Below are 22,298 nucleotides of genomic sequence, written 5' to 3' on the forward strand. Positions count from 1 at the left end.
GCCATGGCAGGACCAGACGGGGGAGGGGCGCGGCCGGTCCGCGCCCCTTCGCCGTTTCGGGTTCCGGACGGAACCGGGGCGATCCCGGGACGTTGATCGCCCGACCCCGACCCGCGGAGACCGACATGTCGGACCTGCTCGTTATCGTCTTCGACGATCAAGACACCGCCCGCGCGATGCATGCCGCCGTGGCGCGGATGGGGGCGGACCACGTCATGGATCTTGCCGACCTCGAGCTGGTCGTCCGCGACGGCGATGGCGGGATCCGTTTCGGAGCGTCCAAGGCACAGGTGCCGGCCCGCGCCGTCGGCGGCGGGATCTGGGGACTCGTGCTCGGCGCCGTCTTCACGGTTCCGGTCGCCGGCGCCGCGGTGGGCGCCGCCGCCGGGGCCCTCACCGGGCTCGACAGCGCGATCGGGATCGAGGATGCCTTCCTCGAAGAGCTGGGCCGCACCCTTATGCCGGGCAGTGCCGCCGTCTGCGTGATGGTCCGCGACGTCTCGGTCGACGAGATGCTCGAGCGGCTGCGCGGCTTCCACGAAACCGGCCACGTCATCCGGGCGCCGCTGGCCCCCGAGGACGCGGGACGACTGCGCCGGCTGGTCGAGGGCGAGGAGCTGGCCCGCGATATCGCGCGCGATCCCGCGGCAGGTGCTTGACCTCCGCCGCCGCCTCGTGGCTAGAGTGCGCGCGTGTCGAAAACCGGATCCCGCCCCAGGAAGACCGCCCGGAAGTCGCCGGCCCGCCGCGCGTCGCGCGCGCCCGCGCCCGCGCGCGGCGACGGTCTTCTGCGCCGGGCCTGGCGTTGGGGCCTGCGCGGGCTGGCCGGCGTGCTGGTGCTGCTGGCGGCGGCGCTTGTCGCGTTCCGCTTCGTGGCGCCCCCGCAGGGCATCTACATGCGGATGGAGGCGGCGCGGCTTGACGGGATCGACCGGCAATGGGTCGCGATGCCGGCGATCTCGCCGCACCTGGCCCGCGCCGTGGTCGCGGCCGAGGACGCCAATTTCTGCCGCCACTGGGGGTTCGACATGGGCGCGATCCGCGCCGCGATAGAGGACGGCGCGTCGCGCGGGGCCTCGACCATCAGCCAGCAGACCGTCAAGAACGTCTTCCTCTGGCAGGGGCGCAGCTGGCCGCGCAAGGCGCTGGAGGCCGCGATCACGCCGCTGGCCGAGGCCGCCTGGCCCAAGCGCCGCATGCTCGAGATCTATCTCAACGTGGCAGAGTTCGACACCGGCGTCTTCGGGGCCGAGGCGGCCGCGCAGCATCACTTCGGGGTCCCTGCCGCGAAACTGACGCCGGCGCAGTCCGCGCTGCTGGCCGCGGCGCTGCCCGCGCCCCAGAAGCGATCCGTGGTGCGGCCCTCGGCCTGGATGCAGCGGCGGGCGGCGGCGATCCGCGCAGGCGCGGCCACCATAGCGGCCGACGGCCGCGATGCCTGTTTCCGGAGTTGAAATGACCCCGGCGAACCTGCGAAGAGATAAGGCAATTCACGAAAACCGGATTTCCCGCCCATGATCCGCCTGTATCACAGCCCGTTGTCGCCGTTCTGCCGCAAGGTGCGGCTGGTCCTTGCCGAGAAGAGGCTCGAGGTCGAACTCGTCGAGGAACGCTACTGGGAGGGACGGGCGGATTTCCTGCGGATGAACCCGGCGGGAAAGGTGCCGGTGCTGCGCGAGAACGGCCTGACCCTGGGCGAGAGCACGGCGATCTGCGAATATCTCGAGGAAACCCATCCCGAGCCGGCGCTGCTGCCCGCGCGCCCGGCCGAGCGGGCCGAGGCGCGGCGGCTGGTGTGCTGGTTCGACGACAAGTTTCACCAGGAGGTCACGAAGAACCTCCTCTACGAGCGGGTCAACAAGAAGGTCATGGGGCTGGGCTACCCGGAGTCCAAGAACGTCAAGGCGGGCGCGCAGAAGATCAAGTTTCACCTCGATTACATGGCCTGGCTGCTCGATCATCGCCGCTGGCTGGCCGGGGACCGGATGACGCTGGCGGATTTCGCGGCGGCGGCGCATCTTTCCTGTCTCGACTACATCTCGGACGTGGACTGGCACCGGAACGAGGCCGTCAAGGACTGGTACGCGAAGATCAAGTCGCGCCCGGCCTTCCGGTCGATCCTGGCCGACCAGATCCCCGGTTTTCCCCCGCCGCCGCACTACGCGGACCTGGATTTTTGACCCGCCGGGGCGGAGACGGCGGGGGGCCGTCTGCCCCCCGCACCCCCCGAGGATATTTCGGGAACGATGAAGCGGCGGCGCTGGCCCGCCGGCTCAAGGCGCAGGCGCGGGTCGAAGGATTCGCCGCCTGCGGCATCACCGGGCCCGACGCGATCCCCGAGGCCGCCGGGCGGCTCGGGCGTTTCGTGGCGGATGGCCGGCACGGACAGATGCGCTGGATGGAAGAGCGCATGACCTGGCGCGGCGATCCGCAGGCGCTCTGGCCCGCGGCGCGGTCGGTCGTGATGCTGGCCGAGAGCTACACGCCGGACCATGACCCGATGGCGGTGCTGGAGCGGCCGGACCGGGCGGCGATCAGCGTCTACGCGCAGAACCGCGACTACCACGACATCGTCAAGAAGCGGCTGAAGCGGCTGGGCCGCTGGCTGATCGCCGCGGCGCCGGGTGCCGAGATCAAGGTGTTCGTCGACACGGCCCCGGTGATGGAGAAGCCGTTGGCCGAGGCCGCCGGGATCGGCTGGCAGGGCAAGCACACCAACCTGCTGGGCCGCGCGCTTGGCAACTGGATCTTCCTCGGCGCGATCTTCACCACGCTGGACCTGCCGCGCGATGCGCCGGGGGGCGAGCATTGCGGGCAGTGCACGCGCTGCCTGGACATCTGTCCGACCGATGCCTTCCCGGCGCCCTTCCAGCTCGATGCGCGGCGCTGCATTTCCTATCTCACCATCGAGCACAAGGGGCCGGTGGACCCGGAGCTGCGGCCGAAGCTCGGCAACCGGATCTACGGCTGTGACGACTGTCTCGCGGTCTGCCCGTGGAACAAGTTCGCGGTCGCGGCGGCCGACCAGCGCTATGCCGCGCGCGACGACCTGGCCGCGCCGCGGCTGGCCGATCTCGTGACGCTGGACGATACGGGGTTCCGGGCCAAGTTCTCGGGCTCGCCCATCAAGCGGATCGGCCGCGACCGGTTCGTGCGCAACGTACTCTACGCGATTGGAAACGGGGGCGATCCGGCCCATATCCCGGCGGTGGAGGGGCTGACCGACGATCCCGACCCCGCGGTGGCCGATGCCGCGCGCTGGGCGCTGGAACGACTGAAAGGACGGGCATGACAGGCACGCTGCTGAGCATCGGGCACGGCTATTCCGCGCGCTGGCTGGGGCGCGATCTGATCGCCGAGGGATGGCGCGTGATCGGCACCACCCGCTCTGCCGAGAAGGCGGAGGCGCTGCGCGCGGCGGGCGTCGAGGCGCTGATCTGGCCGGGATCCGATATCGCCCCGGCGCTGGCCGCCGCGGATCACCTGCTGAGTTCGGTCGCGCCGGATGCCGATGGCGACCCGATCCTGCGCGAGATCGGCGCGGAAATCGCCACCGCGGCCCCGCGGCTGCGCTGGGCGGGCTATCTTTCGACGACCGGCGTCTATGGCGATCACGCGGGTGGCTGGGTGGACGAGACCACGCCGCGCCGGCCCACGACCGAGCGCGGCCGCCGCCGCGTGCTGGCGGAGGATCAGTGGACCGCCCTGGCGCGGGAGAGCCGCTTGCCGCTGCATATCTTCCGGCTGGCCGGCATCTACGGGCCCGGGCGCGGTCCGTTCTCCAAGCTTCGCGCCGGGACGGCGCGGCGCATCGTGAAGCCGGGCCAGGTGTTCAGCCGGATCCACGTGGCCGATATCGCGCAGGCGCTCAGGGCCTCGATGGCGCGTCCGGACCCGGGCGCGGTCTACAATCTCTGCGACGATGCGCCGGCCCCGCCGGAGGACGTGATCGCCTGCGCGGCGGAGCTGCTGGGCGTGCCGGTGCCCGAGGCGGTGCCCTTCGAGGCGGCGCAGATGTCGGAGATGGCGCGCAGTTTCTACGCCGAGTCCAAGCGCGTTCGGAACGATTACGTGAAACGCGCCCTCGGGCTGCGCCTGCGCTACCCCGATTACCCGAGCGGTCTGCGCGCGGTCCTCGCCGAGGAGACGGGCGGGACCGGCGCATGAGAAAAGGGGCGGCGCCCGATGGACACCGCCCCTTTCGCAGTCCTGTCGTCCGGTGCGTTCCGGATCAGTCGGCGCCGGCGATCGCCGCACCGATCAGGATGATGGCCAGCAGCGGAACCAGGATGCCGCCGTCGGACGTCGCGGTGTCCTCGACGATGACTTCCGGCTCCATCACCGGCTCGGCCATGTTGCCGGCGAAAGCCGAGGTGGCGGCCAGCGAAAAAGCAGCAGCGAGTGCGATACGTTTCATTACTTCCTCCAGTATTTCCTGCCACCTGCCCGGGTAAACGGGTCAATTATTGCGGCGGCAAGCGCCCGTTACATCAGTTCACAAGGCGGATAAACCAGCAAGAGCATGAAAATGCAATGCAAACAGCGTCACATCGGGCCCTTGAACCGGTCGGTGTGGTCAAATCAGCAACACTTGGGTGCCGACCGTCGAGAGGCTGAAGAGCTGGGCGATGTGTTCGTTGTAAAGTCCGATGCACCCGTTCGACGATTTCCGGCCGATCTTGCGCGTGTCATGGGTGCCGTGGATCCTGTAATAGGTCCAGGACAGGTAGAGCGCATGCGTCCCGAGCGGGTTGTCCGGGCCCGGCGGCACGTAATCGGGCCATTCCGGGTTACGCTCCTTCATCGAGGGGGTCGGGCGCCAGTCGGGGCCTTCCACCTTGCGCACGACGCGGGTGCGCCCGAGCCGGGTGAGGTCCTCGGAGAGCGGCACGCTCGTCGGGTAGAGCTTGTAGACGCTCTCGTCCTCGGACCAGTAGTGCAGCGCCCGCGAGGTCGTATCGACGAGGATCGCACCGTTGTCGAGGCTCGAGAAGAAGGGTTTCCAGTCATAGGTGCGGAAACTCGAGACGTTCCGGCGCACCGTGTTGGAGATGTCGGGCTCGATCTGCGCCTCGCCCGTGGCAAGGGCAGGCGTCGCGAGGCCGGCCGCAAGGCCGCCGGCGAAGGCGCGCCGGGTCAGGGTCGGCATCTTGCGTGTCATCGGGGTGTCTCCGTATCCGATCAATATCCTGTGCCAATTTATGTCCGAAACGCCGCAGTCGCAATTCAAACCGGCTTGATCTTGCCAATTGCGGCCGCTCGGTGTTTGAACAGGGTCACGTATCCCGCTAGGTCTGCGGGACACAGGATGTTCGGAGGCGTGCGATGCGACGTTTTTACCTGGCGCTTTTCCCGGCGTTGCTGGCGCTCGCCGCCTGCGGCCAGCCGGCCGCCGGTCCGCGGCTGGGTCCCGACGGGGAGCCGCTGCCGACGGTCTTTCGCATCAGCGCCGGCGACGTCGCGCCGATCAAGTTCCGGATGCTCGACTCGATCAACACGCTTCGCGCCATGCGGGGCCTGCCGATGCTCGACTACGACGAGCGGCTGAACGCCGCCGCGGCGACCCATGCGCGCGACATGTCGGTGCAGAACCGGCCGTGGCATTTCGGATCCGACGGGTCCTCGCCCATCGACCGGGCGGCGCGCGCCGGTTACCCGGGCGCGCTTCTGGGCGAGAACATCTCGGAGACCTACGAAAACGACATCCAGACGCTGGCGGCCTGGATGGACAAGCCCGATACCCGCGACGTGATCCTCGACCCCGCGGCCCGCGACCTGGGTTTCGACTGGTTCCAGGAGCCCAACGGCAAGATCTGGTGGACGCTGGTCACCGGTGCGCCGGGGCAGGACGCACAGCAGGTGGCTGACGCGTCGTGATCGCGCGCCCTCTGGCCCGGGCCGGTCAGGGATAGATGTCGATCACCGTTCCGTTGCGCACCATGGCGTAGATATCCTCGATCTCGCGGTTGGTGACCGCGATGCAGCCCGCCGTCCAGTCGGGGCTGTTGGACGCGCGGCGCCATTTCCCCTTGCCGTGAATGAAGATGTCGCCGCCGGGATCCTTTCCCGACTTGCGCGCGAAGGCACGGTCGTTCTCGTTGGGGTAGGATATCCCGATCGAGAGATGGAAATTCGAGTTCGGGTTGCGCCGGTCGATGACGTAGCGCCCCTCGGGCGTGCGGCCGTCGCCCTCGAACCGCTTGTGGCCCTCGGGCGCGAAGCCGAGATCGATCTCGTAGCCGGCCAGTGGCCGGTCGTGATGCCAGAGAAACATGCGCCGCGCGTCCTTGTGGACCGTAACGCGGGTCACCTCGGGCCCGTCATAGGTCCGGAACTTGCTGGCGCAGCCCGCCGTGAAGAGAAGCGCCGCCAGCGCGAGCGCAATGCCGAGATACCGCATGGTGGACCTGCCCGGGCCTGTCTTGGTTTTGCGCCAGTATAGCGCGAACCGGCCCGTCCGGGAATCCCCCGTCGCGGTCAGAGCCCGGCTTCGGCGGCGATTTGCGCGCGGCTCTTGCGGGCGCGTTCGGTCGCGGATTTGAGCTGGCCGCAGGCGGCCATGATATCCTCGCCCCGCGGCGTGCGGATCGGGCTGGCATAGCCGGCCTTGTAGACGATGTCGGCGAAGGCCTCGATCCGGTCCCAGTCGGAACGCTCATAGGGCGCGCCCGGCCATTCGTTGAAGGGGATCAGGTTGATCTTGGCGGGAATGCCGGAGATCAGCTTCACCAGGCGCCGCGCGTCGGCGTCGCTGTCGTTCACGTCCTTGAGCATCACGTATTCGAAGGTGATCCGCTCGGAGTTGGAGAGCCGCGGATACTCGCGCAGGGCGTCGAGCAGCGTGGCGATGTTCCAGCGCTTGTTGATCGGCACCAGCCTGTCGCGGACCTCGTCCGTCGTGGCGTGGAAGCTCACCGCCAGCATGCAGCCGATTTCCTCGGCGGTGCGGGCGATCTCGGGCACGACGCCCGAGGTCGACAGCGTGATCCGCCGGCGCGACAGCGAGATCCCCTCGCCGTCCATGGCGATCTTCATCGCGTCGCGGACGTTCTCGAAATTGTAGAGCGGCTCGCCCATCCCCATGAGCACGAGGTTCGAGACCAGCCGCGGCCGGGTGCCCGATCCCTCGCCCGGCTTCGGCCAGTCGTCCAGGTCGTCGCGCGCGACCATGACCTGCCCGACGATCTCGCCCGCGGTGAGGTTGCGCACCAGCCGCTGCGTGCCGGTATGGCAGAACGAACAGGTCAGCGTGCATCCCACCTGGCTGGAAACGCAGAGCGTGCCGCGGTCTTCCTCGGGGATGTAGACGGCCTCGACCTCGTGGCCGCCGGCGATACGCAGCAGGTATTTGCGCGTGCCGTCCGCGGAAACGTCGCGCGACACGATCTCGGGGATCTCGACGGTGAAATTCTCGGCCAGAAGCGCGCGATACTCCTTGGCGAGGTTCGTCATCGCCGCGAAATCGCGCACGCCCTTCTGGTAGATCCACTGCCAGAGCTGCGTCGTCCTCATCTTCGCCTGCTTCTCGGGCGTGCCAGCGGCGATCAGGGCGTCGCGCAGGCCATCGCGGGTCAGGCCCACCAGGTTGGTGCGGCCGTCCTCGGGCAGCTTGCGCGGGATCGTCAGAAGATCCTGCGTGATGGGCGCAGATGCGGTCATTTCAATGGCTCCGGTCGGATAAGGGGCCGAGATACACGATTCCCGTGCAGATGGGAACCATCCGGCGCCGGTCAAGCCCGTGCGGGCCGGATCAACTGGAGCAGCGTGCCTCGGCCTCGTCCAGCGCGGCGGTGATCCCCATCAGCGAGAAGGTGTCCTTGGTCGTCGTCCCGCGCGAGGACAGCCCCGTGACCACCGCCTCGGCCCCGCCCTTGAGCGCGGTGACGATCCGCTGGTCGGCCTGCGGGTTCTCGGCCCAGGCCCATTCGCCATCGGTGAAAAGCTCGAAGCTGTCTTCGCCGACCTGGAGGCTGACGGTCGAGCTGTCGTTGAAGGGATATCCGCCCGTGAAGGACACCTCGCCGTTGACCCCCGATCCCGGCCGGTAGGAGACGAAGAGCAGGATGTCCCCGCGCCGCACCGCGACCACGCGGCCGTTCTTGGTGTTGACGGTCTCCTTCGGGCTGGAAACGACCCAGCATTCCGTCGGGTCGTCCTCGACGAAGACGCTCCAGTCCGTTTTGGCGGCGACCCTGTTGTCGGATTCCTCCTGTGCGGCTGCACTCATGGCCGAAAACGCCAGCGCCGCACCGCCGATGGCCAGGCCCAAAGATTTCAACATGCGATCCACAGCCTCCTGCTGCCTCTGCCTCGTTCTGCCACCCCGTTGTGTTGTCCTTCTCCGCGGGCGGCAATCCTCGAAAACTGCACCGGCAAAGTTTAGCTTACGCCGCCCCTTGTTTTCCACCCCGGATTGCGGAATTTCGGGGCCCGAGTCATCACGACGCCGTAAGGAGGGCGGAATGGCCGAGGCGGAAGCACTGACCGAAATCTGGCGCGGGCCGTTTCTGGAGTCGCTCCATCGCGGACATGCCGTTATCTGTGACGCCTCCGGCGACACCCAAGAGGTCTGGGGCGATGCCGAGAAGGTCATCCTGCCCCGGTCGTCCTGCAAGATGCTCCAGGCGCTGCCGCTGTTGGAAAGCGGCGCGGCGGATGCCGCCGGGCTGACGGACGAACACCTGGCGCTTGCCTGTGCCAGCCACGAGGGGGCCGCGATCCACACCGAGCGCGTGGCGCGCTGGCTCGACGATCTTGGCCTGTCGGAGAGCGATCTGCGCTGCGGCGCGCATCCGCCCAAGGATCGCGCGGCGAAATTCGCCCTGATCCGCGCCGGCCTCGCGCCGAGCCAGCTTCACAACAACTGCTCGGGCAAACACGCGGGCTTCCTGACGCTGGCGCGGCACCTCGGGGCCGGGCCGGAATATATCGACCCCGACCACCCGGTTCAGAAGGCGGTGCTCGCCGCCTTCGAGGCGATGACCGGCGAAACCTCGCCCGGGCACGCCTTCGACGGCTGCTCGGCGCCGAATTTCGCCTGCACCCTGACCGGACTCGCCCGGGCAATGGCGCGGATGGCGCAGGCGCAGGATGCGGTCGACGGTCGCGACCGGGCGGCGGCGCGGCTCGTGCGGGCGATGACGGCCCATCCCGAGCTCGTCGCCGGCGAAGGCAAGGCCTGCACCGAACTGATGCGCGCGGCGGCGGGGCGTGCCGCGGTCAAGACCGGGGCCGAGGGCGTCTATGTCGCGATCCTGCCGGACCTGAAACTGGGCGTGGCGCTGAAGATCGAAGACGGCGCGACCCGCGCGTCCGAATGCAGCATCGCCGCCCTTCTCTGCCGTCTCGGGGTGCTGGACGCCGCGCATCCGGCCACCCGCCGGGTCATGGACGCGCCGGTGGTGAACTGGCGTGGTATGGAAACCGGATCGATCCGGCCGGCCCCGGCGCTGCGCTAGGGCGGCGCCGGTGACCCGCCCGCCGGGTCACTCGCCGCGGACGACGAAGACCGAGCAATGCGCGTGCGAGGCGAGATAACCGGCGTTCGACGCGAAGATGTGTTCGGCGAAGCCGGGGATGTGCGAGGCCATGACCACGAGGTCGAACCCCTCGCCCTCGACGATCTCTTCCATCAGGTCGTCCTTGTCGATCGCCGGATCGTGGCTGATCTTCGACTTGTGCGAGATCGTGACGCCGTGCTTCTGGCCCTGCTCGTCGGCATAGGCCTTGAGCTTGGTGTCGTATTCCTCGGGGTTGTGGGCCACCGAAGAGGGCTGTGACGTGGTGACCCCGACGAAGGTGATGTGCGCGTCGTTGGCCTTGGCGATGTCCACGGCGGTCTTGATCGCCTTCCCGAGGGTGTCCGTGTGCCGCAGATCGACCGGAACCATGATCTTGTTATACATATCCCTCTCCTTTTTTCCTTCCCCGTCCGCTGCCCACCGAAGGGCATGCGCTTCTTCAGGTCAAGCATAGCCTGCCTTTCGATACCGGATTTTACAACCGATCGGCGGGTATTCCGTTTCACTCTGCGACGCTCCCGGCGTGATTCGCGCCGCCTCCGGACCCGGCGAGGGTGACCGTGCTGCCCGGCAGCAGCCGCACCTCGCGCTGGGGGAAGGGGATGGAGATGCCGTTGTCCTTCAGCGCGTCCCAGAGCGCGAGATAGACCGCGCCCCGGACATTGGTCAGCCCCGACGTGGCGTCGCCGATCCAGAAGCGCAGCACGTAATGCACGCCGCTGTCGCCGAACTCGGTGATGTGACAGACCGGCGCGCGATGGTTGAGCACCCGCTCCACCGTCTGGGCCGCGTCTATGGCGATGCGGCGCACGGCGTGCGGATCGTCGTCGTAAGAGGTGGAGAAATGGATGTCGAGCCGGACGAACTCGTTGGAATGCGACCAGTTCACCACCTGGTTCGTGATCAGGTCCTCGTTCGGGATCAGGTATTCACGGCCGTCGCGCGTCAGCACCGAGACATAGCGCGCGCCCATCTGGTTGATCCAGCCGAAGGTCTCGCCCAGCGAGACGACGTCGCCCGGCTTGATCGACTTGTCCAGCAGCAGGATCATGCCCGAGACGAGGTTCGAGACCACCTTCTGCAGGCCGAAGCCCAGGCCGACGCCGATGGCGCCGGACAGAACGGCGAGCGAGGTCAGGTCGAAGCCGACGGCCTTCAGCCCGATCAGAACCGCCGCGGCGTAGAGCACGACCTGCAGCACCTTGATCGTCAGCACCTGCATCGAGGGCGAGAAATCGCGGTTGGCCTCGACCCGTGCGGCGACCCCGTGCGTGACGAGCCGGGCGCCGGTCAGCAGCAGCACCGTGACCACCACGGCCTTGAGAAGCGTCAACAACGACAACCTGAAATCGCCCAGCGTGAAGGCCGCGCTCTCGAGCAGCGCCGCGATCTCCGAGGTCAGCCCCAGGACGTAGAGGGTGACGTAGATCCACGCCCCCCAGAGCACCGCGCCCCGCAGCAGGGGATTGCGGATCAGCTTGGTCGCGAGCCCGACGAGCAGCCAGGCCGTCGCCAGCGTCGCGGCAATGCCGATCAGGTAGCTGCGCGAGGGCCAGGTCATCTGCTGCATCGCCAGGTAGACAGCCCAGCTTGCAACCACGAAGACGATCACGCGGATGCGCTGGCGCAGCAACACCGCGACGCGCATGCGCCAGAGCGGCCAGCCCTCCCGCGACCGGAGCCAGTCATTGACCCGCGGCGCGGTAAGGCTGCGCGCGACATGCGCCGCCGCGAAGATCCCGCCGAGGATCGCGACCTGGTAGAATCGCCAGGGAAGGAAAAGCCCTTTCAGAAACAGCTTGGCCTCTTCCCAGAGGCTCAGCGCCGTTTCCGCGAGGGTCGGGTCGATCTGCTCCATGCCGTTCCCTTTTCCGGGGCTGAGTGTCGCATGTCCGGCGCGCCGCGCCAAGCGCGCGCCCGGCGCCGCCCCAGGGGACGTCGCCGACCCTTGATAGCGGGCCGCCGGAGTTGTATCTGGAACCTCATGAGACGTGTGTTCGACATGGACGATCGTGCCCGCCTGCCCTGGCGGTTCCACGCCGAGGCCCTGGCGGTCTTCGCCGGGCTATGAGCCCGGCCGCCCGACCCGTTTTCCGACAACACGACCATCCGACACGCGCGGGAGAGAGAAATGACCGCCCCGAAGACCCTCTATGACAAGATCTGGGACGCCCATGTCGTCCACGAAGCCGAAGACGGCACCTGCCTGCTCTATATCGACCGGCACCTGGTGCACGAAGTGACCAGCCCGCAGGCCTTCGAAGGGCTGCGCATGGCCGGCCGCGGCGTGCGCGCACCGGAAAAGACCGTCGCCGTGCCCGACCACAACGTGCCGACCAATGTCGGTCGCGAGAAGGGCATCGAGAACGCGGAAAGCCGCATCCAGGTCGAGGCGCTCGAGAAGAACGCCGCCGAGTTCGGCATCGAGTATTACGGCGTCTCCGACGTCCGCCAGGGCATCGTGCACATCATCGGCCCCGAACAGGGCTGGACCCTGCCCGGCGCGACCATCGTCTGCGGTGACAGCCACACCGCGACCCACGGCGCCTTCGGCGCGCTGGCACACGGGATCGGGACGTCCGAGGTCGAGCACGTGCTCGCCACGCAGACGCTGATCCAGAAGAAGTCCAGGAACATGAAGGTGGAGATCACCGGCTCGCTGCCGCCGGGCGTGACCGCCAAGGACATCACCCTGTCGATCATCGGGGCCACCGGCACCGCCGGGGGGACGGGCCACGTGATCGAGTATACCGGCCAGGCGATCCGCGAGTTGTCCATGGAAGGCCGCATGACGGTCTGCAACATGGCGATCGAGGGCGGCGCCCGCGCCGGCCTGATCGCGCCGGACGAAAAGACCTTCGACTACGTCATGGGCCGGCCGCACGCGCCCAAGGGCGCGCAGTGGGAAGCCGCGCTGGACTACTGGCGGACGCTCCGCTCCGACGAGGGCGCCCATTACGACAAGGTGATCACGCTGGATGCCGGGAAGATCGCGCCGGTCGTCACCTGGGGCACCTCGCCCGAGGACGTGCTGCCGATCGACGGCGTCGTGCCGGCGCCCGAGGAGTTCGAGGGCGGCAAGGTCGAGGCCGCGCGCCGGTCGCTCGACTACATGGGGCTGACCCCGGGCCAGAAGCTTTCCGAGATCGAGGTGGACACGGTCTTCATCGGGTCCTGCACCAATGGTCGGATCGAGGATCTGCGCGAGGTCGCCAAGGTCATGGAAGGCCGCAGGGTCAAGGACGGCATCCGCGCCATGATCGTGCCGGGCTCGGGCCTCGTCCGCGCCCAGGCCGAGGAAGAGGGCATCGCGCAGAAACTGCAGGAGGCCGGTTTCGAATGGCGCATGGCGGGCTGCTCGATGTGTCTCGGCATGAACCCCGACCAGCTGGCCCCGGGCGAACGCTGCGCCTCGACATCCAACAGGAACTTCGAGGGCCGCCAGGGCCGCGGCGGGCGCACGCACCTGCTGAGCCCGGCCATGGCCGCCGCCGCGGCGGTGACCGGCCGCCTGACCGATGTCCGCGAGCTGACGTAAGGAGCGACGCCATGGAAAAGTTCGAGAAGATCACCGGCGTCGCGGCCCCCATGCCGCTCGTCAACATCGACACCGACATGATCATCCCCAAGCAGTTCCTGAAGACCATCAAGCGCACGGGGCTGGGCGTGAATCTCTTCTACGAGATGCGCTATGACATGGACGGCAAGGAAATCCCGGAATTCGTCCTGAACCAGCCGGCCTATCGCAACGCCGAGATCCTGATCGCCGGCGAGAATTTCGGCTGCGGCTCCTCGCGCGAGCATGCGCCCTGGGCGCTCAAGGATTTCGGCATTCGCTGCGTCATCGCGCCGAGCTATGCCGACATCTTCTACAACAACTGCTTCAAGAACGGCATCCTGCCGATCGCCCTGCCGCAAGAGCAGGTCGAGGCCCTGATGGAAGATGCCGGCCGGGGCGAGAACGCCCGGATCACCGTGGACCTCGAAAACCAGACCGTGTCGGCATCCGACGGGACCGCGTTTTCCTTCGAGATCGACCCGCACCTGAAGCATTGCCTGCTGGAAGGACTCGACGATATCGGCCAGACGCTGCAGAAGGTTGCGGCAATCGACAGTTTCGAGACGGGCTACCGCGCGCGCATGCCCTGGATGTAAGCCCGGCGCTGCCCCGGGGCAGTGATGCAAAGAAGAAACAGTGCCATCCACGAAACGTGGATGGCACGACCCCCCAAACCCCCACCAGTGTTGACGAAAAATCTGCGATGCCGCAGGGTTTACGCGATTGAGGCACCCCGTCTGCAAGGTGTGCGGGGGCAACGGCGGCAGGCCATCCGGCAGCAAGACCGGGGTTCCGTCACGGTTGAGGGTTCAGGAGCAGTGGTTCTTCAGATACTCGGAGCAATGATCCGTGCGGCGTTCGTGGTGCTTCTCGTTGCCACGCCCTCGCTGTTGTTGCCGGATGCGAACCCGGACGGCCGACCGATGGTCGTCGCGGTGGCGCTCTGTCTCGGGGCGATCACCTTCGTCGAGTACACGGCCCGCTTCCCCAGCCTGGTCGAGTTCCGCTTCGCGCCGCCGTTCAACCGGCTGCGCTTCCTGACGCTCTTCGCCAATGTCGTGCTGCTCTCTCTTCTAGTGCGCGGGCTGAGCGTGCCCTCGCCCGTGACCGAACTGGTCACCGGGGTGGGCATCCTGATCGGGCAGGTCATCGATTTCCCGTTCAGCCCGGTGCGGCTGGCGCCGCTGATGCTGCCGGTGGACGCCCCTTATGCCTTCGTCGAGCTGCTGCGGGCCGCGGTGGGGGTCAGCTACCTGAGTTCGCTCATGACCGTCGGCATCTTCGCCGTTCTGATGCGGCTCTATAACTGGCCGTCGCGGACCGGCGCCTTCAATGTCTGGATCAACATGCCGAACTTCGACCCGACCGCCGGCGGCGACGTGGTCGATCACCTGATCCGGGACTCGCGTATTAACGTGATGTTAGGGCTCGCGCTGCCATTCGTGGTGCCGCTTTTCGCGATGGTGGCCATCGGGCTCTTCAAGCCGGATGCGCTGATCAACCATCACACCATGATCTGGACGGTGGCGATATGGGCCTTCCTGCCCGCCGGGCTCATCATGCGGGGCATCGCCCTGGCGCGGATTGCGGACATGTTGCAGCGCAAGCGCAACCGGTCCGACGAATCCGGCGACGCGGAATACTTCATGCCGGTCTGATCTGGCTGGCCGCGATGGCCGCGCCGCTGGCCGCCGAGCCGCTGCGGATCGCCACCTTCAACACCGAACTCGCCCGCAAGGGCCCGGGCCTGTTTCTGCGCGACCTCGAGGCGGGGGATGCCGCCGATATCGCCGCCGTGCTGCACCGGATCGTCGCGGCCGAGGCGGATGTCCTGCTGCTCCAGGGTATCGACTACGACATGGAGGGTCGGGCGCTGGGCCTGCTGGCCCGGCGTCTCTCCGACCGGGGGCGCGACTACCCGTATCGCTTCGCGCTGCGCCCCAATGCCGGCATGCCGACCGGCATCGATCTCGACGGGGACGGGCGCACCGGCGGCCCGCGCGATGCGCAGGGCTTCGGGTATTTCAGCGGCCAGGGCGGCATGGCGATCCTGTCGCGCCTGCCGATCCTGCATCGGGAGGCACGGGATTTCAGCGCGATGCTCTGGCGGGATCTGCCGGGGGCGCTCATGCCGGGTGCCGGTCTCTCGCCCGAGGCGGCAGCGGTGCAGCGCCTCTCGAGCAACGGACACTGGGACGTTCCGCTGCGCCGCCCGGATGGCGGGGTGCTGCACCTGCTGGCCATGCATGCCACGCCACCGGTCTTCGATGGTCCCGAGGATCGGAACGGACGCCGGAACCACGACGAGATCGCCTTCTGGCGGCTCTATCTCGACGGCGCGCTCCCCGGTGCGGAACCGCCGGGGGAGGCGTTCGTGCTGGCAGGGGATTTCAACCTCGACCCCGTGGACGGGGCCGGTCGCAAGGCGGCGATCCGGTCGCTGCTCGGGCATGGGGCGCTGCAGGATCCAGCACCCGCCAGCCCGCGCGGTGCCGATGCCGCGCGGCGCCAGGGCGGCGCGAACGCGGCGCAGCGCGGTGATCCGGGGCAGGATACGGCGGACTGGTCGGACGGCCCGGGCGGACCCGGCAACCTGCGGGTGGACTACGTGCTGCCCGCGGCCGGGCTTTCCGTGGTCGGCGCGGGGATCATGTGGCCGGAGACGCCCGGCTCAGGCCGAGAGGGATCGCGCCACGGTCTCGTCTGGGTGGACATCGCCTTTTGACAGCGCGGTGGCGAGCGCCTCGGTCAGCGGGGTGGGGGCAAAATCCGGCAGAAGCGTCGCAAACCTTGTGCCGTCCAGCCGGTGCGCCTTGTTCCAGAGATAGCGCATTTCCAGCAGACCCTTGGCCATCGGCCAGAACGGCTGCGCCAACTGGAGCGGCAGCCAGGTCATCTGCTTCACCCGTGGCACGCGGCCGGTCGCGCGGCCGACCGCGGCGGCCAGGTCGCTGCCGGTCAGGGTATACCCGGGGAACGGGACCTCCTCGAAGAGATCGAGGCTGTCGCGCTGGGCCGCCAGATCGGTCGCGGCACGGGCAAGATCGGGCAGGAAGGCCCAGGCATGCGCCGCGTCGAGCCGGCCGGGATAGCTGATCAGGTCGTCCCCGACGACGAGATCGAACCAGTTGAGGCTTGGCCTGGTGTCGATGAAATCGCCGGCCCGCAGAAGGATGGTCGGAACGCCGGCGTCGCGATAGGCTGTTTCCATCTCGATCCGGGCCCGCGCCAGTGGGTTGGTCGCTAGGTGGATCGTTTTCTCATGCAGCAGCTCCGGCGAGTCGGGGCCGTAGACATAAACATTGCCGGGCACCAGTACGGTGGCCCCGCTCGCCTTTGCTGCCGCAATGATACGGGCCGTGATCTCCGGCACGATCTCGGCCCATTGCGGATAGGGTGGGTTCAGCCCGTTCACGATCACATCCACACCGCTGGCCCTGGCAACGAGGTCGTCCGAGCTGCGGTTGAAAAAGCGCACATGCCATCCGGCGTTCCGGAATGCTTCGGCGGCGTGGCGTCCGAAGCGCCCGGTGCGGCCGAGGATCAGTGCGGTTCCGGTCATGAGCGAGCCCCATGTTCTTGCACCTCGATAATTAGTCATGATAAATTGTTTTGATATTCAAAGAAATATCATGTCAGATATTCAGTCATGAATAACAATGCCGATCCAGACTGGGGCCTGATCCGCGCTTTCCTGTCGGTCGCCGAATCCGGATCGCTGTCGGCCGCGGCGCGCGATCTCGGGGTCAGCCAGCCGACGCTCAGCCGCCAGATGCGAACGGCCGAGATCGAATTCGGCGGGCCGCTGTTCCGCCGCCATTCACGCGGGCTGGAGCTGACGGAGACCGGGCGCGACCTGCTCGAGGACGCCCGCCAAATGAAGGCTGCCGCGCAGCGTTTCGGCATGGCTGCGGCGGGATGCGGCGCAGAGCTGAAGGGCACCGTGCGGCTCTCGGCCAGCACGACGATCTCGCACCACCTCCTGCCCACGATCCTCGCCGGCCTCCGGGCCGAGACGCCCGATATCCAGATTGAGCTCAACCCCAATGATTTCAGCGACAACATCCTGTTCCGCGAGGCCGACATCGCGGTGCGGATGTACCGCCCGAAGCAGCTGGACCTCGTCGCCCGCGAGATCGCGCATCTGCCGATGGGCATGTTCGCGGCCCGGCAACTGATCGAGCGTATCGGCATGCCCCGGACGCATGAGGACCTGATGCAGGCGGACTGGGTCGGGTTCGACAAGAGCGATGTCATCGTCAACGGCATGCGCAGCGTCGGCCTTCATTTCGACCGGTCCTTCTTCGCGACGCGCTGTGACGATCACGCGATCTGCATCGAAATGGTTCGCGCGGGCTGCGGGATCGGCATTATCCCCAACATCGTAGCGGATCGTTTGCCCGATCTCGTTCCGGTCATCCCGGACTTCCCGGTTCCGAAGCTGCCGATGTGGCTGGTGGCCCACGAGGCGCTGCGCCGCACGCCGCGCATCCGCCGGGTCTGGGACCGCCTGGCGGAGGGTCTGACGCGCATCACCGCCGCCGCGCCTTGACCCCCCGCCGGCCAGCGGCTACCCGGTCTCCGACCCCTTGCGACGGAGATGACGAGACATGAGCAATCCCTCCCTGCTGATCCTGCCCGGCGACGGCATCGGTCCCGAAGTGATGACCGAGGTCCGCAAGATCATTGACTGGTACGGTGCCCGGCGCGGCCTCGCCTTCGACGTCAGCGAGGATCTCGTGGGCGGTGCGGCCTACGACGCGCATGGCACGCCGCTGACCGACGCCACCATGGAGAAGGCCCAGGAGGTGGACGCGGTACTGCTCGGCGCCGTGGGCGGGCCGAAATACGACGCCCTCGATTTCAGCGTGAAGCCTGAGCGCGGCCTGCTTCGCCTGCGCAAGGAGATGGACCTCTACGCCAACCTGCGCCCGGCCCAGTGCTTCGACGCGCTGGCGGATTTCTCGTCGCTGAAAAAGGACGTGGTCGCCGGGCTCGACATCATGATCGTGCGCGAGCTGACCAGCGGCATCTATTTCGGAGAGCCGCGCGGCATCGTCACGGAGGGCAACGAACGCGTCGGCATCAACACCCAGCGCTACACCGAAAGCGAGATCGCCCGCGTGGCGCGGTCGGCCTTCGAGATGGCGAAGAAGCGCGGCAACAAGGTCTGCTCGATGGAAAAGGCCAACGTCATGGAGTCCGGCATTCTCTGGCGAGAGGTCGTGCAGGAGGTTCATGACCGCGAGTATCCCGAGGTCGAATTGAGCCACATGTATGCCGATGCCGGGGCCATGCAGCTTTGCCGCTGGCCCAAGCAGTTCGACGTCATCGTCACCGACAACCTTTTCGGCGACCTGCTGTCCGACGCGGCCGCGATGCTGACGGGATCGCTCGGCATGCTGCCCTCGGCCTCGCTCGGGGCGCCGATGGCCAATGGCCGGCCCAAGGCGCTCTACGAGCCGGTGCATGGCTCGGCGCCCGATATTGCCGGGCAGGGCAAGGCGAACCCGATTGCCTGCATCCTCAGCTTCGCCATGGCGCTGCGCTACAGCTTCGACCAGGGCGACGAGGCGACCCGCCTTGAGCAAGCGGTCGAGAAGGTGCTGGCCGACGGTGTCCGCACCGCGGACCTGCTGGGCGAAGAGGGCGTGGAGCCCGTCTCGACCAGCCAGATGGGCGACGCCGTCGTCGCGGCGCTCGACGCCTCGCTCTGAGTCAGCTCTCGGGCGGCGGTCCCTCGCTGGCCGCCGCGCCGGCCGGCACCGGGGCGTGGGCACGCAGTTCGGCCCGGTGCACGAGGATCCGCCAGACATGATAGGCGACGCGATGCAGCCAGCGCATCGCGTCCAGCCGCGCGAAGACGTCGCCTTCGGGGGCCCCGCCGGCGGCGACCTCGGCCAGGCGGTCGGCCCGGAACCGGTTGCGTTCGTCACGGAGACCGCCGCGAAGCCGGTCCACCGCCTGGATCGCGGACTCGGTTTCCGTTTCCGTGACCCGTTCCAGGACATCCACCATCCGTTGCGCGGCCTCGGCCAGACGTCCGTCGCGCGGCAGTTCGGCGATGCGCTCGGTCTGCCGGAGCCGCCCGACCAGCCGCACAAGGTGATCGTGCAGATGCAGCAGCGCCGTGTGCCGGGCCGCGATGGCGCCCGTGTCGGCGCCGTCCCGCGCGGCGGGCATCCGTGCGAGATAGGTCTTTACGTCCGAGAGCCCGCTGGCCAGCCGTGCCAGCCGCCACTGGCGCTGGCGCGATGTGCCGCGGGCGGCGATCAGGGCCGAGAGCAGGGCGAAGGCTTCGTCCACCAAGAGCCGCATCGTGCCCGTGGCCGCGTCGATCGCGGCGGCCCGGTCCGCGAGCAGCCGCTCGTCGAGCCCGGCCGTCAGCGAGTCGGCCGGTTCGGGAATGAGGCGTTGCACCATGCGCGCGAACCCGTTGGTAAAGGGCAGCAGCAGGGCGACGCCCGCGACATTGAAGGCGGTGTGGAAGATGACCAGCGCCAGCTGCGCGTCGCCGTTGGCCAGGGGCGCGGCCAGGGCCCAGGCCGCGAGGTCGAGCAGCCCGAAGGCCAGGCACCCGGTCGCCAGGTTGTAGATCACGTGGCCCATGGCGGTCTGGTGCATCCGGTGCGATCCGCCGGCCGCCCCCATCAGCGCCGTCGCCGTCGTGCCGATATTCATGCCGATCACCATCGCGGCGGCCTGCGGAAAGTTGATCGACCCGGCGGCCAGGGCCACCAGCGCCGCGGCGACCCCGGCGCTGGACGACTGGGTCAGGGCGGTGATCGCGGCGCCGAGCATGACCAGTTGCAGCCGCCCCCAGAGGCTGTCATCCGGGAAATCGGCCGGCGTGATGCGGTCGCCATAGACCGCCATCCCGTCCTGCAACATGTCGAGCCCGATGAAGATCAGCGCGAAACCCGCCACGGCACTGCCGGCCTGCGCCGCGCGCCCGGAGAAGAACATCCGCGCAAGCGCGGCCGCCAGCAAGAGCGGCAGCACCACCGTGCCGAGATCCATCCGGAACCCGAACACCATCACCATCCAGCCGGTCACCGTGGTGCCGATATTGGCCCCGAAGATGATCCCGAGCGCCTGGGGCAGGGTCAGCAGCCCCGCGCCCACGAAACCCACCGCCGTGACCGTGGTCGCACTGGAGGACTGGACGACCGCGGTGGCGGCCGCCCCGGACAGGGCGCCCGTCGCGGGGGTGGTCGTGAAACGGCCCAGCATCCGGCGCAATCCGGGCCCGGCCAGTTCCTTGATTCCGCCGGTCATCGACTGCATACCGAACAGGAACAGCCCGATCCCGCCCAGGATGATGAAGAGATTTGTCCACATCGTGCGAATGTAAAAGTTTTGTGACGGATTGGCGACGGCCCAGGGGGTGGGCCGCGATGTCGCGGCGCCCGTGTCGGCAACGATGACACAGGGCGGCGCCAATTTGCGCGGGGCGCTCTTCGGGCTCGCGGCCTTCGGGATCTTCGCCACCCACGATGTCATCGTCAAAGTTCTCGGCGGCACCTACGCGCCTGTGCAGCTGCTCTTTTTCAGCGTGCTGCTGAGCTTCCCGCTGGTCACGCTGATGCTGCTGCATGACCGGGCCGACGAGAACCTGCGCCCGCGTCACCCGTGGTGGACCGCGCTCCGGACCGGGGCGGTGGTGGTGACGGGGCTTTCCGCGTTCTACGCCTTTGCAACGCTTCCGCTCGCGCAGGTCTACGCGATCCTTTTCGCTTCGCCGCTGATCGTCACCGTCCTCTCGATCCCGATCCTGGGCGAACGGGTGCGCCTGCGGCGCTGGCTTGCGGTGATCGTGGGGCTCGCCGGCGTGCTCGTGGTGCTGCGTCCCGGCGACTCGGCGCTGGGGGCCGGCCATGTCGCGGCGCTGGCCGCGGCCCTGGGCGGCGCGACGGCGTCCGTCGTGGTGCGCCGCATCGGGCATCTCGAACGCAACGCGGTGTTGCTGCTCTACCCGATGGTCGCGAACTTCGCGGTGATGGCGGTCGCGCTGCCATTCTTTTACCGCCCCATGCCGGCGTCGGATCTCGGGCTCATCGCGCTGGTCGCCGTGCTCGGCTTCGCGGCGATGCTCTGCCTGATCACCGCCTACAAGACCGGCGAGGCCGGCGTGATCGCGCCCATGCAGTATTCGCAGATCCTCTGGGCGACGGGCTACGGGATCTTTTTCTTCGGGGAAAGACCGGATCCGGCGACCGCGCTCGGTGCCGCGCTCATCATCGGCAGCGGGCTCTATATCCTGGTGCGCGAGGGCCGGGCCGGGTCGGCCCACCGCCCTGTGTCCGGATCGCTCCAGCCGCGTTTCGAGGCCGGCATCCTGCCGCGTGTCGGGGTCTGGCTGCGATTCCGCCGGTCGAGGTCGCAATAGTCCTTGAAAACCGCCGCGGCATTGGATAATTGCCACGCCACGGTCGGAGTGTAGCTCAGCCTGGTAGAGCACTGTCTTCGGGAGGCAGGGGTCGTAGGTTCGAATCCTGCCACTCCGACCAATAAAACAAGGGCCCCGCGCGGGCCCTTTTTCGTGGAAAGCGCGGAGTTTCTGGGTATGTACCCAGAAACTCCGCTTCAGGTGCTTGGACAGACACGGTTCGATACCTCTCCGAAAACCCTTGAAATACCTTTCGTCCGGCGCGTCACCCCCTGTGAGTCGATCGGTTTCATGACTTTGGGAAAGCATGCGAGAGATATTTCGTACAGGTGTGACTTGCGCGCGTGACATCCGAGAAACGAGCTCCGGGATGGTCACTTCCATCGTCCGGATCCTGGCAATGGTGGTACGACGGGAACGGCTCTTTCCGGCCCTGAGCTGCCGTTAGATGGCGACGCCGGAATGTCAGCTCTGGACGGTGCCCTCAGTTATGCCTCGCAGACATTTTTGGCCATGTTCCGTCGCGTCTATCCCAAAGCAGTCTGGCAACATCGGATCGCATGTGTCAGCTTAGCGGGGTGGCGCAAGGGGATTGAATTGACATGACAAGCCACGCAGAAAGCGCCGCACCCCGGCTCGACGACCTGGACATGACACGGCGCCTCGGCAGGACCAGATACGAAGCGCAGCTCGGCAGGCTTCAGAAGAAACTGATGCGGATCCAGCAGGCGTATCTGTTTTTCGGCCGGTCCGCCGTGATCGTGTTCGAGGGCTGGGACGCGTCCGGAAAGGGCGGCACGATCCGTCGGATTTCCGCGGCCCTCGACCC

General features: G+C 67.8%; 23 protein-coding genes, 1 tRNA gene and 1 pseudogene. 16 read left to right on the forward strand and 9 right to left on the reverse strand.

Annotated features, from left to right (window positions below):
* Nucleotides 1–125 precede the first annotated feature (125 nt).
* From ACQ5SP_RS11520 to ACQ5SP_RS11540, 5 genes are all read left to right on the forward strand, one after another.
* Nucleotides 126–659 carry a DUF1269 domain-containing protein gene (locus ACQ5SP_RS11520; RefSeq protein ID WP_430938515.1) on the forward strand — a complete coding sequence of 178 codons (534 nt, stop codon included), beginning with the start codon at nt 126–128 and terminating at the stop codon, nt 657–659.
* Between the two features lie 33 nt (nt 660–692).
* Nucleotides 693–1,454: a monofunctional biosynthetic peptidoglycan transglycosylase gene (gene mtgA, locus ACQ5SP_RS11525; RefSeq protein WP_430938516.1), complete on the forward strand. Its 762-nt coding sequence runs from the start codon at nt 693–695 to the stop codon at nt 1,452–1,454.
* Nucleotides 1,455–1,514: 60 nt separating this feature from the next.
* Complete coding sequence (locus ACQ5SP_RS11530; protein ID WP_430938517.1) at nt 1,515–2,180, forward strand: glutathione S-transferase family protein; 666 nt, start codon at nt 1,515–1,517, stop codon at nt 2,178–2,180.
* Between the two features lie 80 nt (nt 2,181–2,260).
* Complete coding sequence (gene queG, locus ACQ5SP_RS11535; protein WP_430938546.1) at nt 2,261–3,292, forward strand: tRNA epoxyqueuosine(34) reductase QueG; 1,032 nt, start codon at nt 2,261–2,263, stop codon at nt 3,290–3,292.
* On the forward strand, nt 3,289–4,167 hold the full coding sequence (locus ACQ5SP_RS11540) for an SDR family oxidoreductase (RefSeq protein WP_430938518.1): 879 nt from the start codon (nt 3,289–3,291) through the stop codon (nt 4,165–4,167). Before queG ends, ACQ5SP_RS11540 begins: the two co-directional genes overlap by 4 nt.
* A gap of 64 nt (nt 4,168–4,231) precedes the next feature.
* Here the strand turns inward: ACQ5SP_RS11540 and ACQ5SP_RS11545 are convergent, their stop codons facing one another.
* The gene (locus tag ACQ5SP_RS11545; RefSeq protein WP_430938519.1) at nt 4,232–4,417 is read right to left on the reverse strand and encodes a hypothetical protein; all 186 of its coding nucleotides are present in this window, start codon (nt 4,415–4,417) and stop codon (nt 4,232–4,234) included.
* A 159-nt stretch (nt 4,418–4,576) separates the two neighbouring features.
* Entirely contained in the window at nt 4,577–5,161 is a 585-nt protein-coding gene (locus tag ACQ5SP_RS11550; RefSeq protein ID WP_430938520.1) for a L,D-transpeptidase, read from the reverse strand.
* Nucleotides 5,162–5,325: 164 nt separating this feature from the next.
* On the opposite strand from ACQ5SP_RS11550, the gene ACQ5SP_RS11555 reads away from it, so the two are divergent.
* A complete protein-coding gene (locus ACQ5SP_RS11555) occupies nt 5,326–5,877 on the forward strand; it encodes a CAP domain-containing protein (protein ID WP_430938521.1) in 552 nt (183 codons plus the stop codon).
* Nucleotides 5,878–5,902: 25 nt separating this feature from the next.
* On the opposite strand, the gene ACQ5SP_RS11560 is transcribed toward ACQ5SP_RS11555, so the two are convergent.
* The 3 genes from ACQ5SP_RS11560 to ACQ5SP_RS11570 form a co-directional block, all read right to left on the reverse strand.
* Complete coding sequence (locus tag ACQ5SP_RS11560; RefSeq protein WP_430938522.1) at nt 5,903–6,400, reverse strand: L,D-transpeptidase family protein; 498 nt, start codon at nt 6,398–6,400, stop codon at nt 5,903–5,905.
* 77 nt (nt 6,401–6,477) lie between these two features.
* Nucleotides 6,478–7,659, reverse strand: coding sequence for a 23S rRNA (adenine(2503)-C(2))-methyltransferase RlmN (gene rlmN / locus ACQ5SP_RS11565; protein ID WP_430938523.1), 1,182 nt, complete (start codon nt 7,657–7,659; stop codon nt 6,478–6,480).
* Nucleotides 7,660–7,750: 91 nt separating this feature from the next.
* A complete protein-coding gene (locus ACQ5SP_RS11570) occupies nt 7,751–8,281 on the reverse strand; it encodes an invasion associated locus B family protein (RefSeq protein WP_430938524.1) in 531 nt (176 codons plus the stop codon).
* A 181-nt stretch (nt 8,282–8,462) separates the two neighbouring features.
* Between ACQ5SP_RS11570 and ACQ5SP_RS11575 the strand changes: the two genes are divergently transcribed.
* Nucleotides 8,463–9,458 carry an asparaginase gene (locus ACQ5SP_RS11575; protein ID WP_430938525.1) on the forward strand — a complete coding sequence of 332 codons (996 nt, stop codon included), beginning with the start codon at nt 8,463–8,465 and terminating at the stop codon, nt 9,456–9,458.
* Between the two features lie 27 nt (nt 9,459–9,485).
* On the opposite strand, the gene ACQ5SP_RS11580 is transcribed toward ACQ5SP_RS11575, so the two are convergent.
* Nucleotides 9,486–9,905, reverse strand: a complete 420-nt coding sequence (locus ACQ5SP_RS11580) for a universal stress protein (protein WP_430938526.1) — start codon at nt 9,903–9,905, stop codon at nt 9,486–9,488.
* Nucleotides 9,906–10,023: 118 nt separating this feature from the next.
* Nucleotides 10,024–11,379, reverse strand: coding sequence for a mechanosensitive ion channel domain-containing protein (locus ACQ5SP_RS11585; protein ID WP_430938527.1), 1,356 nt, complete (start codon nt 11,377–11,379; stop codon nt 10,024–10,026).
* A gap of 273 nt (nt 11,380–11,652) precedes the next feature.
* Here ACQ5SP_RS11585 and leuC point away from each other — a divergent pair, with 273 nt between their 5' ends.
* The 4 genes from leuC to ACQ5SP_RS11605 all read left to right on the forward strand — a co-directional run bounded on the left by leuC (nt 11,653) and on the right by ACQ5SP_RS11605 (nt 15,805).
* Nucleotides 11,653–13,059: a 3-isopropylmalate dehydratase large subunit gene (gene leuC, locus ACQ5SP_RS11590; protein ID WP_430938528.1), complete on the forward strand. Its 1,407-nt coding sequence runs from the start codon at nt 11,653–11,655 to the stop codon at nt 13,057–13,059.
* 11 nt (nt 13,060–13,070) lie between these two features.
* Entirely contained in the window at nt 13,071–13,676 is a 606-nt protein-coding gene (leuD, locus tag ACQ5SP_RS11595; protein WP_430938529.1) for a 3-isopropylmalate dehydratase small subunit, read from the forward strand.
* A 246-nt stretch (nt 13,677–13,922) separates the two neighbouring features.
* Nucleotides 13,923–14,738, forward strand: a complete 816-nt coding sequence (locus tag ACQ5SP_RS11600) for a hypothetical protein (RefSeq protein WP_430938530.1) — start codon at nt 13,923–13,925, stop codon at nt 14,736–14,738.
* A gap of 14 nt (nt 14,739–14,752) precedes the next feature.
* Entirely contained in the window at nt 14,753–15,805 is a 1,053-nt protein-coding gene (locus ACQ5SP_RS11605) for an endonuclease/exonuclease/phosphatase family protein (RefSeq protein ID WP_430938531.1), read from the forward strand.
* Here the strand turns inward: ACQ5SP_RS11605 and ACQ5SP_RS11610 are convergent.
* On the reverse strand, nt 15,752–16,642 hold the full coding sequence (locus ACQ5SP_RS11610; RefSeq protein ID WP_430938532.1) for an epimerase: 891 nt from the start codon (nt 16,640–16,642) through the stop codon (nt 15,752–15,754). The two genes, ACQ5SP_RS11605 and ACQ5SP_RS11610, sit on opposite strands and share 54 nt — an antisense overlap.
* Before the next feature lie 87 nt (nt 16,643–16,729).
* On the opposite strand from ACQ5SP_RS11610, the gene ACQ5SP_RS11615 reads away from it, so the two are divergent.
* Nucleotides 16,730–17,632, forward strand: a complete 903-nt coding sequence (locus ACQ5SP_RS11615) for a LysR family transcriptional regulator (protein ID WP_430938533.1) — start codon at nt 16,730–16,732, stop codon at nt 17,630–17,632.
* Between the two features lie 58 nt (nt 17,633–17,690).
* Nucleotides 17,691–18,797 (forward strand): 3-isopropylmalate dehydrogenase, encoded by a 1,107-nt coding sequence (gene leuB / locus ACQ5SP_RS11620; RefSeq protein WP_430938534.1) that lies wholly within the window; start codon nt 17,691–17,693, stop codon nt 18,795–18,797.
* Nucleotide 18,798: 1 nt separating this feature from the next.
* Here leuB and ACQ5SP_RS11625 read toward each other — a convergent pair whose 3' ends face one another.
* On the reverse strand, nt 18,799–20,421 hold the full coding sequence (locus ACQ5SP_RS11625; protein WP_430938535.1) for a Na/Pi cotransporter family protein: 1,623 nt from the start codon (nt 20,419–20,421) through the stop codon (nt 18,799–18,801).
* Nucleotides 20,422–20,503: 82 nt separating this feature from the next.
* Between ACQ5SP_RS11625 and ACQ5SP_RS11630 the strand changes: the two genes are divergently transcribed.
* The 3 genes and pseudogenes from ACQ5SP_RS11630 to ACQ5SP_RS11640 form a co-directional block, all read left to right on the forward strand.
* Nucleotides 20,504–21,469 carry a DMT family transporter gene (locus ACQ5SP_RS11630; RefSeq protein WP_430938536.1) on the forward strand — a complete coding sequence of 322 codons (966 nt, stop codon included), beginning with the start codon at nt 20,504–20,506 and terminating at the stop codon, nt 21,467–21,469.
* A gap of 44 nt (nt 21,470–21,513) precedes the next feature.
* Nucleotides 21,514–21,590: transfer RNA gene (locus ACQ5SP_RS11635), tRNA-Pro, on the forward strand.
* A gap of 481 nt (nt 21,591–22,071) precedes the next feature.
* Nucleotides 22,072–22,298, forward strand: a pseudogene (locus tag ACQ5SP_RS11640) (hypothetical protein); the annotation flags it as partial.

The organism is Rhodovulum sp. YNF3179 (assembly GCF_050586465.1).
In the GTDB taxonomy this organism is placed as follows: Bacteria; Pseudomonadota; Alphaproteobacteria; order Rhodobacterales; family Rhodobacteraceae; genus CAJXYS01.